The organism is Burkholderia sp. AU45274, assembly GCF_030482505.1.
Taxonomy (GTDB): Bacteria; Pseudomonadota; Gammaproteobacteria; order Burkholderiales; family Burkholderiaceae; genus Burkholderia.
Genome location: NZ_JAUJQE010000003.1, coordinates 436,703 through 456,057 on the forward strand (window position 1 = coordinate 436,703; position 19,355 = coordinate 456,057).

Genomic DNA, 19,355 nt, shown 5'->3' on the forward strand with positions numbered 1-19,355 from the left:
TGAGAGAGAAGCCGATCATGAACGCCCTGATCAGCGTCGCCGACCTGCTCGAACACGGCGCCGCACGCTGGCCGCAGCATCCCGCGTATGCCGACGGCGGCGGCGCGATGACCTACGAACAGCTTGCGCGCGCGGTCCGCCGCGCGGCCGCCGCGCTCGCGTCGCGCGGCGTGCAGCCCGGCGAGCGCGTCGCCATCTACGCGCCGAAACGCATCGAAACCGTGGTCGCGATGCTCGCGGCCAACGCGCTCGGCGCGATCTTCGTGCCGGTCAATCCGCAGTTGAAGGAAGCGCAGATCGAACACATCGTCACCGACAGCGGCGCGGCGCTGTTCATGACCGGCGCGCAGCGGTTGAAGCGCCTGCCGGCGCTCGCCGCGCTCGTCGGCGAACGCGCGATGCTGATCGAGGAACTGGCCGACGCGATCCACGCAGCCGGCACCGACACACCTGCTCCGCTTCCCGCCGGCCGGCCGGTGGACGACGATCCCGCCGCGCTGCTCTACACGTCCGGCTCGACCGGCAAGCCGAAAGGCGTGGTCGTGTCGCATCGCAACCTCGTGTCGGGCGCATTCAGCGTCGCCGCGTACCAGGGGCTGGCCGACGACGACGTCGTGCTCGGCGTGCTGCCGCTCAGCTTCGACGCGGGCCTGAGCCAGCTCACGACCGCGCTGGCCGCCGGCGCGTGCTACGCGCCGCTCGACTTCCTGCAGCCGGCCGAAGTGCCGCGCCATTGCGACGCGTTCGGCGTGACGTCGATCACCGGCGTGCCGCCGTTGTGGATGCAGCTCGCGTCCGCCGGCTGGAGCGACACGGCGCGCACGCGGATCCGCCGCTTCGCGAACACCGGCGGCCATCTGGCGACGCCATTGCTGCACCGCCTGCAGGCGGTGTTCACGAACGCCGCGCCGTACCTGATGTACGGGCTGACCGAAGCATTCCGCTCGACCTACCTGCCGCCGGCCGACGCGGCACTGCGCCCGACGTCGATCGGCAAGGCCGTACCGAACGCCGAGATCCTCGTGCTGCGCGCGGACGGCAGCGAATGCGCGGCCGACGAACCCGGCGAACTCGTGCATCGCGGCGCGTTCGTCACGCTCGGCTACTGGAACCGGCCCGAGCTGACCGCGCAGCGCTTTCGCCCGCTGCCGCGCCGGCACGGCGAGATCCCGCGCGCCGACGTCGCCGTGTGGTCCGGCGACATCGTGCGGCGCGACGCGGACGGCTACCTGTATTTCGTCGCGCGCGGCGACGACATGATCAAGACGTCCGGCTATCGCGTGAGCCCGACCGAGGTCGAGGACGTGCTGTTCGCGCTGCCCCACATCCGCGAGGCCGCGGTGTTCGGCGTGCCGCACGCATCGCTCGGCGAGGCGATCGCCGCGTGCGTCGTGTCGACGCTCGACGCCGAAGCATGCCGCGCCGACATCGCACGCGCCTGCCGCGACGCGTTGCCGACCTACATGAGCCCGCTCGTCGTCGAGCCGCTGCCGGCGTTGCCGCGCAACCCGAACGGCAAGATCGACCGCCCTGCGCTGAAAAACCAGTATCGCGACGCGTTCGCGCCCACGAACGAGGAGACCGCCGCATGACCCTGTCGACGCTCGATGAAACCTGCCTCGGCGCGCGCCGCATCGCCGAGCCCGGCACGCTGGCCCTGTCGGGCGGCGTCGTGGTGCTGCCGCCGTCGGTCGTGTTCAGCGCGATCCAGGCACAGGAACGCCATCCCGGCTACCGGCATCTGCTGCTGCCGCAGGCGCGCTTTGCGCGGCCGCGCGGAATGGGCGCGCTGACGCCCGACGAAGGCACGCGCCTCGCGCCGGGCGGCCGGCCCACGCTGCGGGTCGCGCCACCCGGGCGCAGCCTCGCCGATCTCGCCGCCGACGCGGCACTCGACCTGCGCGACCAACTGGGCTCCGGGCAACTGGCGCGCACGACCCACGTGATCGTCGCGAGTTGCGCGCTCAACGAAGGGATCGGCGACTCGGTCGTCGGCCGCATGCAGTACGAGCTCGGGCTGCAGCGCGTGACGCCCTTCGCGCTCGGCCAGAACGGCACGCTCGGCTGGTATTCGGCGCTGATGCTGCTCGACGGGCTCCTCGACGAAGGCGACCAGGCGCTCGTGATCCTCAGCGACAAGTGGCTCTACCCGTTCTTCCGCCAGTTCGGCGACCTGGTCGGCTACGGCGACGCGGCCGCCGCGCTGCTCGTGTCGCGCGCCGGCCCGGCGCCCGAGCCGGCGGACTGGGGCGGCGTGCGGTCCGTGGCGATGGAATTCGGGCCGTCGATCGCCGATCCGTGGGCCGACGCGCCCGGCACATTGCGCGACACGCTCGCGCCGGTCGCCGCGCGTGCGATCCGCCGCGCGCTCGACCTGGCCGGGCTGCGCGCCGGCGAGATCGACTGGTGCGTGCCGCCCGGCTTCGATCCCGGCTTCGCGGCGCGCGTGGCCGACGCCGCGTCGATCCCGGTCGCCGCCCGCATCCAGCATGAAGCGGCCGGCCACCTGTCGTCGGCCGAATCCGCGGCCGCGCTGATCCGGCTCGCCGGCGCGCTCGACGAAGGTGAACGCCGCACGGTGCTCGTGTGGGACGCGGCACTGCATGGCGCGGCGGCGGCGGCCGTCGTCGACCTCGCCGGCGGCCTCGATGCCGCGCTCGATATCGAAGGAGACGCGTAATGAGCGCCTACAAGGTGAGCCTGCGCGAACTGCGCTTCTTTCTGTGGGAACTGTTCGAAGCCGACAAGCGGTTCCTCGCGGAACACGGCCTGTACGGCACGCATGACCGCGCATCGATCGACGCGCTGCTCGAACGCGCACGCGATTTCGCGCTCGACCTCGGGCGCAGCTACCAGCAGGCGGACGTCGAGGGCTGCACGCTGCTCGACGACGGCCAGGTGCGCATTCCGTCGCATTTCCACGCGCTGTGGGCACGGTTTCGCGACGAATGGTCGAACACGCTGTTCGGCACCGCGCACGGGCTGCCGCCGATCGTCACGCAGATGATCTACGAGATGTTCATGGGCGCGAACCCGTCGTTCATGACGTACGGCGGCTTCACGCGCCCCGCGATCAAGCTGCTGCAGATGCACGGCACGCCGCTCCAGAAGGCGCTGATCGCGCCGCTCGAGGCGTACCGCTGGGATGCCTGCTTCTGCGCGACCGAACCGCAGGCCGGCACCGACCTCACCGCGGTCGCGCTGCGCGCGACGCCGCTCGAACGCGACCTCTACGCGATCGACGGCGAGAAGGTCTATATCTCGGCCGGCATGCACGAGCTGACCGAGAACACGCTGTATTTCGTGCTCGGCCGCATCGACACCGCGTCGCCGGACTCGTTCTCGCTGTCGTGCCTCGTCGTGCCGCGCTTCTGGCCGGACGAGGAAACGGGCGAGCTGCAATCGAATCATGTCGACTGCATCGGCCTGCCGCGCAAGATGGGGCTCAAGGGCTGCGCGAACACGCATCTCGTGTTCGGTTCGAACGGCACGACCAAGGGCTGGCTGCTCGGCGGCCGGCGCAACGTCGGCCTGCTGCAGCTGATGCCGCTGATGAACCAGGCGCGGATGAGCACCGGGATGTTCGGCGTCGGCGTCGCGTCGAGCGCGTACCTGCATGCGGTCGAGTATGCGGGCCGCCGGCTGCAGGGCCGGCCGATCGAGCGCGCGTCGAACACCCACGCGGCCCGCGTCGCGATCGTCGAGCACGCGGACGTGCAGCGCATGCTGGTCGACATGAAAAGCCGTGTCGACGGCTGCCGCGGCCTGCTCGGCAAGCTCGCCGCGACCGCCACGCGCGCGGCGATGCTCGAAGCGACGCCCGACGCCGACCCGGCCGAGATCGAGCGCCACCGCAAGCTGCAACTGCTGCTGACGCCGATCTGCAAGGCGTTCATCTCCGACCAGGCGTGGCGGATCTGCGAAACCGCGATCCAGGTGCACGGCGGGCTCGGCTATACCGATGCGAGCCCCGTCGAGCAGAACGCGCGCGATGTGAAGATCCTGTCGATCTGGGAAGGCACGAACTACATCCAGGCGCAGGACCTCGTGCGCGACAAGCTCGGCTTCGGCCACCATTCGCGGCTGATCCAGTACTACCGCGACGAACTCGACGTGTTCCTCGCGCGCCAGCATCACACCGGCACGCATGCGGAGCTGCGCCCGCTGTTCGATGCGCTGCGCACCGGCGCCGACCGGATCGCCACCGCGCTCGACGACATCGCGCGCGACGTGCAGGACGGTCACACGCACCGCAGCAGCCAGTTCTACACGCGCTTTCTCGAGATGTTCGGCGTCGTCACGTCGGCGTGGGTGCTGCTCGAATCGGCGACGATCGCCGCGCGCCGGCTCGACGCGCCGGACACCGCCGACACGCCGGCCGAACTCGCGTTCTATCGCGGCAAGCTGAAAAGCGCGCGCTACTACTTCGCGAACGTGCTGCCCGTGGTCGACCAGCACGCGGCCGTGATCGCCTCGATGGCGCATGCGGCGATCAGCGTCAGCAGCGACGAACTCGCGCAGGTGGAATGACATGGATACGACATTCGATTCCGGTACGACCGCTGCGACCGCCACGACCACCTCGGCCGGCGACGCGCCGCGCAACCTGCTCGGCCGCCCCGCGACCCGCCATCGCGGCACCGACATCGACGGCGCGACGCTCGAACCCGAAGCGCTGCGCGTGCGCGATCTCGATCTGAACGCGCTGATTGGCGCAACGACGTTCGAAGGCGCGCTCGCGCACCTGTGGTTCGACGTCGCGCCCGGCAGCGCCGCGCATCGCGCACACGAAGCGGCCATCGGCGCGCGGCTCGCGGCGTTCGCCGATGCACTGGCGCCCGGGAGTGCCGCGCAATCCGTCGCCGCGGATCTCGGCGCGGCGGGTGTCGCGCCGGTGTTCGCGGCAGCGTCCGGCCTGCTGCGCGGCTTCGACGACGTGACGGCCCGCATGCACGGCGACGCGCCGGACGACGCCGACCTCGACACGATGCTGCTGTGCGCGGCCGCCGCGCCGTTCCTGCTGCACGCGGCGATCGAAGGCCGCCCGTTTGCCGCACGCCACGACTCGATCGGCGCATCGCTCGCCGGCACGTCGAACCAGGCGCAACGCATGCTCGTGCTGACCGGCGCGACGCGCACCGATGCGCCGGCGCAAGCCGCGATGGACATGCTGCTCGTCGCATGGCACGCGGGCTTCGGCTACATCACGCCGACCGTGCTCGCACCGCGGGTCGCGATCGGCACCGGTGTCACGCTCACGCAGGCGATCGCGTCCGGTTTCCTCGCAAGCGGGCCGTCGCACGTCGGTGCGGCGCTCGAAGCGATGCAGTGGCTCGCCGCGCTCGCGCAGTCGGTGCCGGGCGGCACCGGCGCACCGCCTGCCGCGCTCGACGCAACCGGGCGCGCAGCGATCGACGCCACGCTCGACGCGAAACGCACGCTGTACGGCTTCGGCCATCCGCTGTTCGTCGCCGACCCGCGTCCGCCGCACATGCGCGCGCGGTTCGCGGCGCGAGGCTTCGACGGCGCTTACGTGACGCTGTTCGACGCGTGCTGCGCGCAGGCCGATGCCCGCCGCTCGCTTCGGCCGAACATCGATTTCCTGACGGCCGCGACGCTGCTCGAACTCGGTGTCGCCGCGCCGTCGTGGGGCGTCGGCGTCGGGCTCGGCGCGCGCATCGCGGCGATGGCCGCGCATGCGGTCGAGCGGCGTGGCCGCCCGGCTTTCGGCGTCAACAGCGCGACCGCGCGACGGCTGCTGGCCGCCGTGCCGGTCGGCTGGCTGTGAACCCTCATCCCTCCGCACTCCGCACAAGGACCGTCATGCTGCTCAAGAACCTGCGCCCGGCGAACGACTACGATCGCTTCGCCACCGAAACGCTCGAACCGTGGGACCTGCTGTTCATCAGCCGCATCCGCCAGCTCGCACGCGGGATGACGCCCGGCGTGATCGCCGACATCGGCACGGCCACCGGCGTCGTGCCGGTGCGGCTCGCGACCGACCCGGCGATGCGCGGCTGGCGCTACGTCGGCATCGACCTCGATCCGGCGATGCTCGACGAAGGCCGCCCGCGCATCCACGAACTCGACCTCGACGACACGATCGAGATGCGCGTCGGCGATGCGCTGGCACTCCCGTTCGACGACGGCACGCTGACGATGGCCGTCGGCCGCGCGACGCTGCACCACCTGCCGAACAAGGCATTGAGCCTCACCGAGATGTATCGCGTGCTGGAGCCGGGCGGCATCGCGCTCGTGCACGACATGCGCCGCGACGCGCCGCAGCACCTGCTCGACCGCTTCACCGAGATGCGCGCCGCCGCCGACTATCCGCCGACCCACGTCGAGGAAAAGATCACGCTCGACGAAGCGCATGCGCTCGTCGCCGAAGCCGGTCTCGCGGCAGTCGCGTCGATCTACAGCCCGAGCGCCGGGCTCGGCGCGCTCGGCTTCGAGATCCTGCTGAAGAAACCGGCGCTGGCCTGAGTGATGACCGACCTCGCCTTCCTCGCTGCGCACGCCGCCGCGCGGCTCGGCGCCGACGACGTGCACTGCGCGGCGGTCGCGCCCGGCGCGACGCTGCCGCTGTGCGTGACGCCGCGCAGCGCCGAACTCGCGACCTCGCCGGAGATGTTCGTCGCGTGGTACCGCTCGCGGCTCGACACGATCGACACGCTGCTCGATGCGTGCGGCGCGCTGCTGTGGCGCGGCTTCGCGGTGCCCGACACCGCCGCGTTCGGCCAGCTCGGTGCGCTGTATCCGCCGCACGCGAACGGCTATACGGCCGGCGCCGCGCCGCGCAAGCAGATCGACGGCCAGGTGTACGAGTCGACCCGCATGCCGCCGCCGTTCAAGATCGGGCTGCACCAGGAAATGGCCTACATGCCCGCGTTCCCGCGCCTCGTCGCGTTCTATTGCCGGCAGCCGGCCGACGCGGGCGGCGAGACGCCGATCTGCGACATGCGCCGCGTGACGGCGCGCGTGCCGGCCGCGCTGCGCGAACGGTTCGCCGAGCGCGGCGTGATGTACCTGCGCAATTTCGCGGCGCCCGGCGCGCGCGCGGACGGCCTCGCCGCCCATCCGGGCATGCCGTTCGCCGAATACCACCGGCCGTGGGACGACGCGTTCGGCACGACCGAGCGCGACGAGGTCGAGCGGCTGTGCGCGGCGCGCGGCGTCGGCTGCCGCTGGCTCGACGACGGCAGCGTGACGGTGTCGCACGTCGGCAGCGCGCTGCGCACGCATCCGCGCACCGGCGAAACCGTGTGGTTCAACCAGGCGAGCGCGCAGCACCCGAACCCGCGCTCGATGGGCGAGCTCAGCTACCGCTACCTGCAACGCATGTACGGCGGGCGCGCAGCGTTCCCGTACGAGATCCGCTATGGCGACGGGTCGCCGATGCCGTTCGACGATCTCGTCGCGATCTACGACGCGTTCGACGACGAAGAGCGCGCGTTCCCGTGGCAGGCCGGCGACGTGCTCGTCGTCGACAACATGCTGGTCGCGCACGGCCGCAACCCGTACCGGGGCGCGCGCGACACGCAGGTCATGCTGTTCGACTGACAGGAAGCCGACGATGAGCGATTCGTTCCTCGCCTCCGTGCGCGCGCTGTTCGGCCCGCACACCGCGTTCGACCGGCCACTGCGTGCCGGCACGCAACCGCTGCCCGATGCGCACTCGCCCGGTGCGGCGCTCGGCGCGCGCGCGATCGAGGTCGCGGCCGGCGATTTCCGTTTTTCCGCGCGGCACGTGCGTTTCCGGCTCGGCGCAATCACCGCGATCGTCGGGCCGAACGGCTCCGGCAAGACCACGCTGCTCGAAACGCTGCTCGGCTTCCGGCGCGGCGGCACCGACGTGCGCGTGCTCGACGTGCCGGCCGCGCGCTTCATGCGCGATACGCCGTCGTTGCGGCGCATCGGCGCGCAACTGCAGAAGGTCGAGTATCCCGACCATCTCCGCGTGTCGGAGATCGTCGCGCTGCACCGCGCGATGTATGTGCGTGTGGACGCCGCGGTCACGGATGCACTCGGCATCGCCGAACTGCTCGACAAGCCGTGCCGCGCGCTGTCGAAGGGGCAGCGCCAGCGCATCGATCTCTATGTCGCGCTCGCGCACCGGCCGGAACTCGCCGTGCTCGACGAGCCGTTCACCGGCCTCGACCGTCGTTACGCGGGCGTCGTGATCGACCTGCTGCGCCACCGTGCGCGCGGCACGAGCGTCGCGATGATCTGCCACGCCGAGGAAGAGCTGGCCGTCGTCGACGATCTCGTGTGGGTGCGCGACGGCGGCGTGCGCTACCAGGGCGACAAGGACACGCTGCGCGCCGAGCTCGTCGGCGAGGCGCGCGCGGTCCTGCATTGCCGCGACGAAGCCGATGCGCGCGCGCTGCGCAAGCGGCTCGCGGCGCTGCCGGGCGTGACCGGCGTGCGCGTGTCGGCCACGCATGTCGTCGAGGTATTCGGCGACGCGACGCTGCATCCGAACGTGCACCGCATCGTCGGCGAACAGGGCATCCAGCACCTCGCGCTCGCACCGAGCACGCCGGGCGACCTGCTGCGCCTCTGTACCGAGGGCCCCACCCATGACTAAGGTGTTCCTGATTCTCGTGCGCAACGAGCTGCTCGGCTATCTGCGCAGCCGCTCGTCGCTGTTCTGGACGCTCGTGTTCCCGGTGTTCCTGCTGAGCGTGATGCTGTTCGCGTTCGGCGGATCGGGTTCGCTCGGCACAGCGGACATCGCGTTCGCCGTCCCCGGCGGCGCGACCCCGTACAGCCGCGCCTGCGAAGCGCAGATCGTCGACAGCCTCACGCACAGCGACACGGTGAAGGCGACCTTCAACGGCCGCGGCGCGGCAGCCGATCGCGTGACCGTCGTGCTCGGCCACGACGAGCGCACGCCGGCGACGATCCGCTACGACTTCAACGGCTCGCTCGCGGTCAAGGCCGCGTCGCGCGTCGTCGAGATCGCGCTCGCGCGCTGCGCCGCGCAGCGGCTCGGGCTGCCCGCCGCGCAGGCGCGCTTCGAGAACGCGGCGCCCGCGCGCCGCCCGTTCGACTATGGCGCGTTCTTCGCGACCGGCATTCTCGTGATGGCGTTCATGGCGATCGGCCTCAACTCGACGACGACCGCGATCGCGTCGCTGCGCGAGCGCAATACGTTCAAGCTGTACGTGTGCTTCCCGGTCTCGCGCGGCGTGTTCCTCGCCGCGCTGATCGTCGCGCGGATGATCATGATGGCGCTGTCGGCGCTCGTGCTGCTGACCGTCGCGCGCGTCGCGTTCGGCATCGCGCTGCCGATCGCCACGCCCGACGGGCTGCGTGCATTGCCGATCGTGCTGCTCGGCGCGGCGATGGTGCTCAGCATCGGCGTGCTGCTCGCGAGCCGCGCCAGGTCGCTCGCCGCCGCCGAACTCGCGTGCAACGTCACCTACTACCCGCTGCTGTTCTTCAGCGACCTGACGATCCCGATGCACGACGCGCCGGCCTGGCTGAAGGCGGTGCTCGCGTTCCTGCCGACCAACCAGTTCGCGGTCGCGCTGCGCGGTGCGCTGGTCGACGGCGCCCCGTATGCGCAGCTCGCGCCGCAACTGCTCGGCATGACCGCGAGCACGGCGCTGTTCCTGTTCGCCGCCGCGCGGCTGTTCCGGTGGCACGACGCTTGACGCGTCGCCCGCTGTTTCGCTGTTTCGCTGTTTCGACGAAGGAGAATCCCCCGATGAAATCGAGCAATCCCATCACCGACTACCTGCTGCACGCGAGCAACTTCCTGCCGGCGATCGTGTTCCTGTTCTACGGCCGGCTCGGCCCCGAGCAACCGGACGTGCGCTGGACGCACGCGTTCCTGATCGGCGGCGTGCTCGCGCTCGTGCACGGCGCGTGGCTGATCCGCCGCGCGGACCGCAACAGCATCGCGATCGGCGTCGACCTGTTCCTCGTGATCGGCGCGGTGCTCGCGCTCGTGTCGCCGACAGGTAGCCGTTTGTGGGGCGAAGAACTCGGGCCGGCGGCGATGCTCGTCTGCGTGCTGGTCGTCGGCATCGTGCATACCGCGTGGTCGGACGGCGGCTTCGTCGACGGCACGTTCGTCGACCACGCGCGCGCACGTTCGCTGTCGATCGTGCTGCTCGCGGTCACCGTCGTCGCGCTCGCGGTGTCGATCGCGATGCGCCACAGCCCGCTGTGGGGCGGCGTCGTGCCGCTGATCGCGCTAGTCGTCGTGCGCGGCCGCCTGCGCAAGCAGCTCGTGCGGGCCGGCTGACGATGAGCGCGCTGCCCGACCGCGCCGCGCAGCGGCACGCGCTCGCCGCGACGCTTGGTGACGGCTGGCTCGACGGGGCATCTTCCGACGAGTGCGCTTCGTATGTAACGGATGTGACGCTCCACGGCGGCATCGCGCTCGGCGTCGCACGGCCGGGCTCGACCGCCGACACGAGCGCGCTCGCCCGAGTCGCCGTCGCGCACCGCATCGCGCTGGTCGCGCAGGGTGCGCGCACCGGGCTCGTCGGCGCCGCCGTGCCCGATCGCAGCGGTACGCAATGCGTGGTGTCGTTCGACCGGATGCGCGCGGTGCGCGCGTTCGACGCGGCGAATCGCAGCATCACGGTCGAGGCCGGCGTGCCGCTGTCGGACATCAACCGCGTGGCGGCCGAAGCCGGCCTCTGCCTGCCGATCGACCTCGGCAGTGATCCCACGGCCGGTGGCCTCGTCGGCGCGAACGCGGGCGGCAGCCGCCTGATCAAGTACGGCGACGTGCGCCGCAACGTGCTCGGCGTCGAAGTCGTGCTCGCCGACGCGGCGGGCACCGTGATCGACGCGCTCGCGCCGCTGCGCAAGCGCAACGCGGGCTTCGACGTCACGCAGTGCTTCATCGGCGCGAACGGCGCCAACGGGCTCGTGACGGCCGTGTCGTTCGCGCTCGCGCCTGTAGAACGATCGTCGTGCGCCGCGTTCGTCGCGTTCGCGTCGTACGACGCGGCGCTCGCCGGCCTGCTCGCGTTCGAGCGCGCGTTCGGCGAGATGCTGTCGGCATTCGAATTCATGTCGGCTGCCGCCGTCGGCTGTGTCGCGAACGCGTATCCGGCGTCGCGTATTCCGTTCGAAGCCGACGCTGCCGCGTGCTATGCGCTCGTCGAGATCGCGACCGGGATGCCGGGGCTCGATGCACTGCTCGAGGAGCGCACGATTGCGACGCTCGATACGCTGGCGGGCGGACACGTGGTGCTCGATGCGGCCTGCGCGCCGGCCGAACGGTTCTGGCGAATTCGCGACGCACTGCCGGCCGCGGTGGCGCAGGACGGCATCCCGCTGTCGTTCGACGTGTCGTTTCCGCGCGGGGCGCTGGCCGCGTTCGTCGCCGACGCCGAGCAGTGGATCGCGGCCGCGCATCCGTCGCTGCGCTGTCACACGTTCGGGCATTTCGGCGACGGCGGCTGCCATCTCGTCGTGTCGATCCCGCACGCCTGTGCGGACCACTACGGGCCGCTGCAGCAGGTGGCGCTGCGTGGCGCGCTGTACGACCGCGTCGTGCGGGCGGGCGGCTGCTTCAGCGCCGAGCATGGCGTCGGGCCGGTCAACGTCGCGTACTACCGCAAGCATGTGCCTGCCGCCCAACGGCAGGTCGCCGCCGCCATCCAGCACGCCGTCGACCCGCTGGGTCTGATCGGGCGTGTCCGCTATTGATGCGCCGACAAGCGGCGCCACGGAGAATTCGCATGGTCCTTCGACACCCGCCCGGCCCGGGTACCGTTTCCGAACCGGATGACGAACCGCCTTTGTCCGGCATTCCGGCCACGCTGCCCGACTCGGGGGTCGTGGTCAACGTGCGAGGCGTGGCGTACGTCATCCAGCTGCCGCCGCGCGATCATGCGCGCCCGGCGCTGTGGCGCGAGTTGGCGGACTGGCGTGACGACCGGTCGGCGGGCGGTAACGGCGAGCCGGAGGCGCGGCAGGATTGAGCGTTGATGTGCGCTCCGGTGCCTTGAAAGGCCACCGCAGAAACGACCACGGCGCCGGACAACCTCGGTCGTCCGGCACCGCGTCGGGCGAAGCACGCGATTCGAAAATCAGAACACCGCGTGCCCGCTGATCAGGCTCGGCAGCCAGGTCGAGAAGAACGGCAGGTAGGTGACGATGTTGATCGCACTGAAGATCGCGAGGTAGTACGGCCACGCCATCTTCGTGGTCTCGCCGATCGACACGTTGCCGATCGCGCAGCCGACGAACTGCACCGAGCCGATCGGCGGATGCACGAGACCGAGCGAGCAGTTCAGCAGCAGCATGATCCCGAACTGCACCGGCCCGACGCCGCACGCCATCGCGATCGGCAGGAACAGCGGCGTCGTGATCAGGATGTGCGCGGCCATGTCGACGAACGTGCCGAGGAACACCTGGATGATGTTGATGTACAGCAGCATCAGCCACGGCGCGGCGGTCGACTGCTTCAGCAGCCCTTCGATCGCATCCGGAATCTCCAGGTACGACATCTGGAAGCGCAGCATGTTGGACACCGCGATCAGCAGCAGCACGACGCCCGTCGTGCGTGCCGCATGCGACAGCGCACGGCGCAGCTTCTCGGCCGTCAGCGTCCGGTAGACCACCGCGGTCAGCACGAGCGAGTACACGACGGCGATCGCGGCCGCTTCGGTCGCGGTTGCAATTCCCTTCGCGACGCACACGAGGATGATCGCGATCACCATCAGCCCGGGCACCGCGCCGACGAAGCTGCGCAGCACCGCATACCAGCCGGGGAACGCGGGCAGCGCGGACGAACCGTCTTCACGGCGCGGATAGCCGTGACGCACGGCCTGCCAGTACGCGGCGGCCAGCACGAAGCCCATCACCCACAACACCGGCAGCAGCCCCGAGAACAGCAGGTCGCCGATCGACACGCCGCTCACCGGCTGGCCGTGCAGCATCCCGGTGATGCCCTGCGCGGCGAACGCATAGATGATCATGTTGGTCGACGTCGGCATCAGCGCGCCGGCGAGCGACGCATGCGTCGTCACGTTGACCGCGTACGCGGCGCTGTAGCCTTCGCGCTTCATCAGCGGAATCACCACGCCGCCCATCGCCGACGTATCGGCGGTCGGCGAGCCCGACACGCCGCCGAACAGCGTACAGGCGACGACGTTCGCCATCCCGAGGCCGCCGCGGAAGTGGCCGACGGTCGCCTGCGCGAAGCGCAGGATCCGGTCCGCGATGCCGCCATGCAGCATCAGTTCGCCGGAGAAGATGAAGAACGGCACCGCGAGAAACGAGAACGCATTCATTCCCGAGATCATCGCCTGCATCGCGGTCGCGATCGGCAAGCCTTCGACCAGATAGGTCAGCACGCAGGCGATGCCAAGCGCGAACGACACGGGCACGCCCAGCACGAGGAAAATCAGAAAACTGACGGACAGGATCGCGAGTTCCATGGCGTTATTGTCCCGGCGAAGAACGACGAAGCGCGAGCAGGTGCTCGAGCGAGAAGAGGATGATGGCGATCGCCGCGGGCATCGCGATCAGGTAGCGCACGCCTTCGGGCAGCCCGATGATCGGGATGCGGTCGCCCATCGTCTCGGCGGCCATGCTGCCGCAGCCGATCATGATCATGATCGCGAACGCGATCAGGCTCAGGTGCTGGATCGCGATGACGACCGTGCGCACCTTCGGCGACAGCCGGCGCACCAGCGAATCGAGGCCGATATGGCCGCCGTCGCGCACCTTCATCGCCGCCCCGAACATCGCGATCACGATCACGAGCAGCAGCGCGATCGGCTCCACGAAATCCGGCGCGTTCTCGAACACGTAGCGCATCACGACCGCATAGAACACCAGCACCGTCAGCACCGCGAGGCACGCCGACGCAATCACGGCCAGCACGCGGAACAGCACGTCGTTCACGCAGCGCAACAGCGGCGCGGCATGCGGGCGTGGCGACGCCGTGCCGTCCGGCGCGCCGCCGCCGGGCGAACCCCCAGCCGACGCGCCGTTCAGGGAGGTGTGACGTGTCACTTGGTGGCCTCGATTTCGTCGACGATCTGCTTCATCTGCGGCGTCTTCTCATACTTCGTCCACAGCGGCTGCATCGCCTTCACGAACGCCGCGCGGTCGATCTGCGCGGCCGGCAGGATCTTCGCGCCACCCTTCGTCACCAGCTGCTGCGCGGACGCTTCACGCGCGGTCCAAAGCTTCTGATAGTACGGCACCGAATCGGCCGCCGCCTTCCTGATCGCCGCCTGCTCCTGCGGCGACAGCGTGTCCCAGACCTTCTTCGAGAACACCAGCACTTCCGGCGTCATCGCGTGCTGCGTCTCCGAGTAGTCGGGCGCCACTTCGTAGTGCTTGGTTTCCTCGTACGACGGCAGGTTGTTTTCGGCTGCGTCGACGAGACCCGTCTTCAGGCCCGTGTACACCTCGGCGAACGGCATCGGCGTCGGCGTGCCGCCCATCGCCTTGATTTCGTCGACCATCAGGTCCGACGGTTGCACGCGCACCTTCAGCCCTTTCATGTCGGCCGGCGAGCGCACCGGGCGCTTCGCGTAGATCGAGCGCGCGCCGCTCTCGTAGAACGTCAGCGCGATCATCCCCTTCGCGGTGAACGCGTCGAGGATCTTCTGGCCGGCCGGGCCGTACATCGCCTTGCGGAAATGATCGACGTCGCGGAACAGGAACGGGAACGACGGGATCAGCGATTCCGGCACGATCTCGTTGAACGACGCGCCGTTCACGCGCGCCATGTCGATCGCGCCGATCCGCACCTGGTCGACCGTGTCCTTCTCCGAGCCGAGCGCGCTGTTGCCGAACACCTTGATCGAATCCTTGCCGCCCGTCTGCTTCGACAGCTCGTCGCCCATGAACTTCACGGCCATGTTGGTCGGGAAGTTGTCGCCGTGCACGTCCGCCGAGCGGAACACGCGTGCCTGGGCGGACATCGCGAAACCGGCCATCAGCGCGACGGCCAGGGCGATACGGGAGCGGTTGAATCGGTGCTTCATCTCAGTCTCCTTGATGGTTGTGCTCGTTATTGCGCGGCGATCCGCCGGCATGCGCATTCTTTGGCGCCGTGCTCGCTGACCGCAGAGTCATACGTCGTATGACGTGTTGACGCGAATGTACGTCGGTTAATCGTTTAACTCACTTGGTGCATACCCGTAGAGCCGTTGCTGTGGCGGGTTTGGGGTATGTTTCAGGGAATCGTTTTCTCTGTTTCGATGAATTTGTGCGAAACGTTTTCTGGGAAGGGGTTTGCGTTCAGGCCGGACAGCCGGCCGACCGTTTTTACCATTGCCCGAAATCTAACTTTCGCTTTGTTTTCAACTGTCGTAGGATGACTGATCACGATGCCGGCATGTCGGCGCAATCTCATGAATACGCCGGCCGGACACAGCCGCGGAAGGAACGACGGGGAATCCGGGCAGGGGCAGCCGCCTACGCCCCCCCCCCCCGCTGTAGGGTGTCAGAGTATTCGCGACTGGCGCCACGGTTTTGCGACTCAGTGTGACCAAGTTACTGCGACTGCCCTACGCATCGTCGACAACACCCCGTGATGTCAACGCCCGGATTCATACCTGATAGGACGCATGTTCGCGTAGGGCGCACAGCTGGCACCATGCTTTTCCGACTTTCGACCAAGTCGATGTAACCGACTTGGCTCGGAACTCCGACGGCGGCTCCCGGCCCTGAAGAGACGCTCGTCCATCCCATCGCGTGCTCATTTGAACGTCGGCGACACCACTGAGAGCGGCCCTTCGTTGGAGGATGGAATCTGACAGGTCATCTGGCTGAGGGTGTGCCGGACCCACGAATTTTGCGTCGTTCTTCGCGCAACCGCGTCCACCCAATCGGGTCGCCATCGACAGACGCGACGCGATCGCTGAGCCGAGCGGTATGATTGGCGCAGTGATTGCGACAATGGCTGCCCGGAGACTGGAATTGCTCAAAAGCTACCTAAACAAGGATGGTGAGGACCTCTTCGCCTCATTCAAATCGGATGCGGATCGTGAGTGGACCTGGCGGGTGATAGAGTGCATACGCGAACGTTACCCCGATGCCGATCAATGGACGACAGGTGGGCCAAACTATCAGTACACCGACTTGCGATTCGGGCGACGCAAGCTCGGCCATTCAGCGTGGCGTGTCAGTTTTCGAATTCGGCTGAGGGCAGGACGACCTGCCTGTGAGCTTGCCAAGTGGCTCTGCAAGGGTTTGGCGAACCGTCCGGCGATGTCGCCTGTGACGCATCCTGATTCGACCGCCATGAATCGTTGGCTCGACGAGTGGGTGCCGCGCATCGCCCCCTACGCGAGCGACTTGATAGGGGAAGGCTACCGTCCGTCGGACTACGGCACTTCAGCGTCCCCTGACATTGACCCGGACGAATCCGATCCAATCGAGCGGACGCCACGCGGCATGCATCCAGATGCCCGCCTGATGAACACCATTCTGTACGGCCCCCCGGGAACCGGCAAGACGTATGCCACCATTGACGAAACATTGCGCATCTTGGATCCCGAGTTGCTGGCGCAATATCCAGAGCCTGTCGGCAATGCTGCGGCTGACAATCTAAATCGACGTTCTGCGTTGAAGACAAGATTCGACGAATTGGCTCAGGCCGGGCGCGTGCGCTTCGTCACCTTCCACCAAAGCTTCAGCTACGAGGACTTCGTGGAGGGAATACGTGCGGTCAGCCACAGCAACGGACAAATCAGCTATCAAGTCGTTGACGGGGTGTTCAAGGCGCTGTGTGATCGGGCACGGGGGGCCGCCGCAACCAACACATCCGTTGAGACCGAGTCGCCCATCAAACTCTCCGGACGCCGCATCTGGAAGATGTCTCTGGGCGCGGCTGAAGGAGACGACGCATACGTCTACGATGACTGCATCAGGCAAGGGATGGCGCTGCTGGGCTATGGTTACGCGCTCGACTATACCGGCTGCGCCTCACGAGCTGACGTCTCTGCACGGATGCGCGAACACGGGCATCAACCCGATGTCAATGACTACGCCGCAACGGCGGTTAACATCTTCATAAACGTGATGAAGACGGGCGACCTGCTCGTCGTTACAGACGGAAATCTGAAGTTCCGGGCACTTGGCGAGATCACGGGACCCTACCGACATATCGAACGGGAGGAAGGCGACGATTACAGGCAGAGCCGTGCTGTACGTTGGCTACGGTCCTATGAGCCGTCCCTGGCCTTCGGTGAATTGATGAACAATCGCTTCAGCCAAATGACGCTTTATGAACTGCGTGACGGCTCAATCGACATGACGAAACTCGACGCCTTGCTGGCACCGGCGCCGCCACCGACTGGAGTCGACGCGACGCCTTATGTGTTGATCATTGACGAGATTAATCGGGGAAATGTGTCGCGTATCTTTGGCGAACTGATTACGCTCATCGAGCCCAGCAAGCGGGCTGGCAATCCAGAAGCGTTGACGGTTACGTTGCCGTATTCGCAGACGCCATTCACGGTGCCGGACAATGTCCATCTGCTCGGTACGATGAACACGGCTGACCGCTCCCTAACGGGTCTGGATATCGCTTTGCGTCGACGCTTCACTTTCAGGGAAATGGCGCCCCGGCCAGATTTTCTGGATGACGTAGACGTTGCCGGCGTCAACATCGGCCGAATGCTTGCAGTCATGAATGAGCGCATTGAGCTATTACTTGATCGCGACCACATGCTGGGCCACGCGTACTTCATGCCACTGGCCGCCGAAGGTGGCAACACACTGGAGACGCTGGCTCGAATCTTCAGACATCAGGTATTTCCGCTGCTTCAGGAATATTTCTTCGAGGACTGGGAGCGAATCATCTGGGTGTTGAACGATCATCGCAAGGCTGATGAATTGCGCTTTATCCGACAGCGCGGCGCGCCTCTCGCACAACTCTTTGGTGCGGAGCTGGTCGGCATGTTGCGCGAAAAACGCTGGGAAGTGAACACAAAAGCCTTCGATAACGTTGAAAGCTATGTGGGCATCCTGTCGACCGAAGCATGAGCGCTCGCACGCTGACTGTCCGTGAATTCGCTCGTTTAACGACGGGCGCTGTGCCCACGTCGCTAGATCAGGCGCAAGTTACGAACGCCGACTTCGAATGGCTATGCGAGATTTCGGCACGTATGCGCGGGAGAACCGGCGCGCAGGTTCTGCATGTCGAAAGCCAGCGGTGGCTACGTTTGGACAATTATGTCGGCGTACTCGAATCGCCTGGCGGCCTGCGTCTCGAGATCCTGCCCAAGCATGTAAGCCGCGCCGACAACCAGACTGTCGAACAGGCCCGAGCGTTACTGCGCCGCATGCTTGAAGTGGCAATGGAAATTACGCCGCGCGAAGGCGACGAGGCTACCCTTCAATGCTTTGATCACCCCATCACCGAGTGGGTGATGCGACGGTTTCTACAGGCACTCGAGCATGTGATCAAACGAGGCATGAGATACGATTATCTTCGTATCGAAGAAGAACAGCGCTATTTGCGCGGCCAACTGAATATCGCGAAGCAAATGCGTGCGTCGCCTGCTCACGCCGATCTGCTGAACATCCGGTATGACGTGTTCTCGCCAGACCGTGCCGAGAACAGGCTACTCAAGTCCGGGTTGCTACGCGTGAGCAAAAGCACCCGGGATGCCGATAACTGGCGCGTTGCCAATGAATTGCTGCACATCCTTCACGAGGTCCCTGCCAGTCGAAACGCGTCGGCGGATTTCCAGGCGTGGCGCAAGGACCGCCTGATGGCGCATTACGTCCAGGCCAGGCCCTGGTGTCAGATCGTGTTGGGCGACCAAGTGCCGCTGGCGCTAGCCGGTGAGACGCAAGGGATCAGTCTGCTGTTCCCCATGGAGAGGCTTTTCGAGCGTTACGTAGGCCGCGCGTTACGCATACTTCTACCTGTTCATTACCGACTGACGGAGCAAGGTTCGCGACATTGGCTCTGCAACCATGACGGCACTGGCATCTTCAAACTCGAGCCGGATTTTTTGATCGAGGGCCCAGAAGCTCCGAGAATCCTCGACGCCAAGTGGAAACTGATTGACGGAGCGGACCGTACCAACAACTACGGGCTTAAACAGACAGATTTCTATCAACTCTATGCCTACGGCCAGAAGTATCTCGGTGGCGTTGGCGAATTGATTTTGATCCATCCGCGCACGCAGCAGTTCGAGGCGGCGCTGAAGCCATTCTATTTCACTCCCGATTTGCGCTTGCAAGTATTGCCGTTTGACCTAGACACTGCAACACTGCATGGCCTGACTTGGTTTGCGCCGGACTCTGAATTTCCCTCCAGTTATTTAGATTTGCGAGCCTATCCACCCGAGGAGGCTGCTTACCGGTGATTCGATACACGCGAAGTCAGACCGTCACCTTCTGGG

General features: G+C 67.2%; 16 protein-coding genes. 13 read left to right on the top strand and 3 right to left on the bottom strand.

The genetic code is table 11. The features are described 5' to 3' along the window. The first annotated feature begins 17 nt into the window (after positions 1-17). The 11 genes from QZM35_RS14795 to QZM35_RS14845 are packed head-to-tail and all read left to right on the top strand — an operon-like array spanning position 18 to position 11,954. Positions 18-1,592, top strand: coding sequence for an acyl-CoA ligase (AMP-forming), exosortase A system-associated (locus tag QZM35_RS14795; RefSeq protein WP_301776232.1), 1,575 nt, complete (start codon positions 18-20; stop codon positions 1,590-1,592). Next, on the top strand, positions 1,589-2,680 hold the full coding sequence (locus tag QZM35_RS14800) for a hypothetical protein (protein ID WP_301776233.1): 1,092 nt from the start codon (positions 1,589-1,591) through the stop codon (positions 2,678-2,680). Before QZM35_RS14795 ends, QZM35_RS14800 begins: the two co-directional genes overlap by 4 nt. Next, positions 2,680-4,530 (top strand): acyl-CoA dehydrogenase, encoded by a 1,851-nt coding sequence (locus tag QZM35_RS14805; RefSeq protein WP_089429827.1) that lies wholly within the window; start codon positions 2,680-2,682, stop codon positions 4,528-4,530. The genes QZM35_RS14800 and QZM35_RS14805 overlap by 1 nt, the downstream gene beginning before the upstream one ends. A 1-nt stretch (position 4,531) precedes the next feature. After that, a complete protein-coding gene (locus QZM35_RS14810; protein WP_089429828.1) occupies positions 4,532-5,788 on the top strand; it encodes a citrate/2-methylcitrate synthase in 1,257 nt (418 codons plus the stop codon). 35 nt (positions 5,789-5,823) lie between these two features. Then, entirely contained in the window at positions 5,824-6,486 is a 663-nt protein-coding gene (locus tag QZM35_RS14815; RefSeq protein ID WP_069249723.1) for a class I SAM-dependent methyltransferase, read from the top strand. Between the two features lie 3 nt (positions 6,487-6,489). Beyond that, positions 6,490-7,563, top strand: coding sequence for a TauD/TfdA family dioxygenase (locus QZM35_RS14820; RefSeq protein WP_089429829.1), 1,074 nt, complete (start codon positions 6,490-6,492; stop codon positions 7,561-7,563). Between the two features lie 13 nt (positions 7,564-7,576). After that, positions 7,577-8,590: an ATP-binding cassette domain-containing protein gene (locus QZM35_RS14825; RefSeq protein WP_089433813.1), complete on the top strand. Its 1,014-nt coding sequence runs from the start codon at positions 7,577-7,579 to the stop codon at positions 8,588-8,590. After that, positions 8,583-9,662: an ABC transporter permease gene (locus QZM35_RS14830; protein ID WP_089429831.1), complete on the top strand. Its 1,080-nt coding sequence runs from the start codon at positions 8,583-8,585 to the stop codon at positions 9,660-9,662. The genes QZM35_RS14825 and QZM35_RS14830 overlap by 8 nt, the downstream gene beginning before the upstream one ends. 53 nt (positions 9,663-9,715) lie before the next feature. After that, positions 9,716-10,258 (top strand): hypothetical protein, encoded by a 543-nt coding sequence (locus QZM35_RS14835; RefSeq protein WP_059590725.1) that lies wholly within the window; start codon positions 9,716-9,718, stop codon positions 10,256-10,258. Between the two features lie 2 nt (positions 10,259-10,260). Further along, positions 10,261-11,679, top strand: coding sequence for an FAD-binding oxidoreductase (locus tag QZM35_RS14840; RefSeq protein ID WP_301776234.1), 1,419 nt, complete (start codon positions 10,261-10,263; stop codon positions 11,677-11,679). Between the two features lie 32 nt (positions 11,680-11,711). Beyond that, the gene (locus QZM35_RS14845; protein ID WP_089429833.1) at positions 11,712-11,954 is read left to right on the top strand and encodes a hypothetical protein; all 243 of its coding nucleotides are present in this window, start codon (positions 11,712-11,714) and stop codon (positions 11,952-11,954) included. Between the two features lie 108 nt (positions 11,955-12,062). On the opposite strand, the gene QZM35_RS14850 is transcribed toward QZM35_RS14845, so the two are convergent. Genes QZM35_RS14850 through QZM35_RS14860 form a run of 3 tightly spaced genes read right to left on the bottom strand, consistent with a single transcriptional unit; the run spans position 12,063 to position 14,978 of the window. Next, positions 12,063-13,415, bottom strand: coding sequence for a TRAP transporter large permease (locus QZM35_RS14850; protein WP_089429834.1), 1,353 nt, complete (start codon positions 13,413-13,415; stop codon positions 12,063-12,065). A gap of 4 nt (positions 13,416-13,419) precedes the next feature. After that, positions 13,420-13,995, bottom strand: coding sequence for a TRAP transporter small permease (locus QZM35_RS14855; protein ID WP_089429835.1), 576 nt, complete (start codon positions 13,993-13,995; stop codon positions 13,420-13,422). After that, on the bottom strand, positions 13,992-14,978 hold the full coding sequence (locus tag QZM35_RS14860; RefSeq protein ID WP_089429836.1) for a TRAP transporter substrate-binding protein: 987 nt from the start codon (positions 14,976-14,978) through the stop codon (positions 13,992-13,994). The genes QZM35_RS14855 and QZM35_RS14860 overlap by 4 nt, the downstream gene beginning before the upstream one ends. Before the next feature lie 937 nt (positions 14,979-15,915). On the opposite strand from QZM35_RS14860, the gene QZM35_RS14865 reads away from it, so the two are divergent. Both QZM35_RS14865 and QZM35_RS14870 read left to right on the top strand, forming a co-directional pair. Next, positions 15,916-17,985 (top strand): AAA family ATPase, encoded by a 2,070-nt coding sequence (locus tag QZM35_RS14865; RefSeq protein ID WP_367620785.1) that lies wholly within the window; start codon positions 15,916-15,918, stop codon positions 17,983-17,985. After that, positions 17,982-19,319, top strand: a complete 1,338-nt coding sequence (locus QZM35_RS14870; RefSeq protein ID WP_301776235.1) for an McrC family protein — start codon at positions 17,982-17,984, stop codon at positions 19,317-19,319. Before QZM35_RS14865 ends, QZM35_RS14870 begins: the two co-directional genes overlap by 4 nt. Positions 19,320-19,355 lie beyond the last annotated feature (36 nt).

What these genes read in the sequence shown, in the direction of transcription:
- QZM35_RS14795 (WP_301776232.1), top strand. Translation starts at nt 18, where the DNA reads ATGAACGCCCTGATCAGCGTCGCCGACCTGCTCGAACACGGCGCCGCA.
- QZM35_RS14800 (WP_301776233.1), top strand. Translation starts at nt 1,589, where the DNA reads ATGACCCTGTCGACGCTCGATGAAACCTGCCTCGGCGCGCGCCGCATC.
- QZM35_RS14805 (WP_089429827.1), top strand. Translation starts at nt 2,680, where the DNA reads ATGAGCGCCTACAAGGTGAGCCTGCGCGAACTGCGCTTCTTTCTGTGG.
- QZM35_RS14810 (WP_089429828.1), top strand. Translation starts at nt 4,532, where the DNA reads ATGGATACGACATTCGATTCCGGTACGACCGCTGCGACCGCCACGACC.
- QZM35_RS14815 (WP_069249723.1), top strand. Translation starts at nt 5,824, where the DNA reads ATGCTGCTCAAGAACCTGCGCCCGGCGAACGACTACGATCGCTTCGCC.
- QZM35_RS14820 (WP_089429829.1), top strand. Translation starts at nt 6,490, where the DNA reads ATGACCGACCTCGCCTTCCTCGCTGCGCACGCCGCCGCGCGGCTCGGC.
- QZM35_RS14825 (WP_089433813.1), top strand. Translation starts at nt 7,577, where the DNA reads ATGAGCGATTCGTTCCTCGCCTCCGTGCGCGCGCTGTTCGGCCCGCAC.
- QZM35_RS14830 (WP_089429831.1), top strand. Translation starts at nt 8,583, where the DNA reads ATGACTAAGGTGTTCCTGATTCTCGTGCGCAACGAGCTGCTCGGCTAT.
- QZM35_RS14835 (WP_059590725.1), top strand. Translation starts at nt 9,716, where the DNA reads ATGAAATCGAGCAATCCCATCACCGACTACCTGCTGCACGCGAGCAAC.
- QZM35_RS14840 (WP_301776234.1), top strand. Translation starts at nt 10,261, where the DNA reads ATGAGCGCGCTGCCCGACCGCGCCGCGCAGCGGCACGCGCTCGCCGCG.
- QZM35_RS14845 (WP_089429833.1), top strand. Translation starts at nt 11,712, where the DNA reads ATGGTCCTTCGACACCCGCCCGGCCCGGGTACCGTTTCCGAACCGGAT.
- QZM35_RS14850 (WP_089429834.1), bottom strand. Translation starts at nt 13,415, where the DNA reads ATGGAACTCGCGATCCTGTCCGTCAGTTTTCTGATTTTCCTCGTGCTG.
- QZM35_RS14860 (WP_089429836.1), bottom strand. Translation starts at nt 14,978, where the DNA reads ATGAAGCACCGATTCAACCGCTCCCGTATCGCCCTGGCCGTCGCGCTG.
- QZM35_RS14870 (WP_301776235.1), top strand. Translation starts at nt 17,982, where the DNA reads ATGAGCGCTCGCACGCTGACTGTCCGTGAATTCGCTCGTTTAACGACG.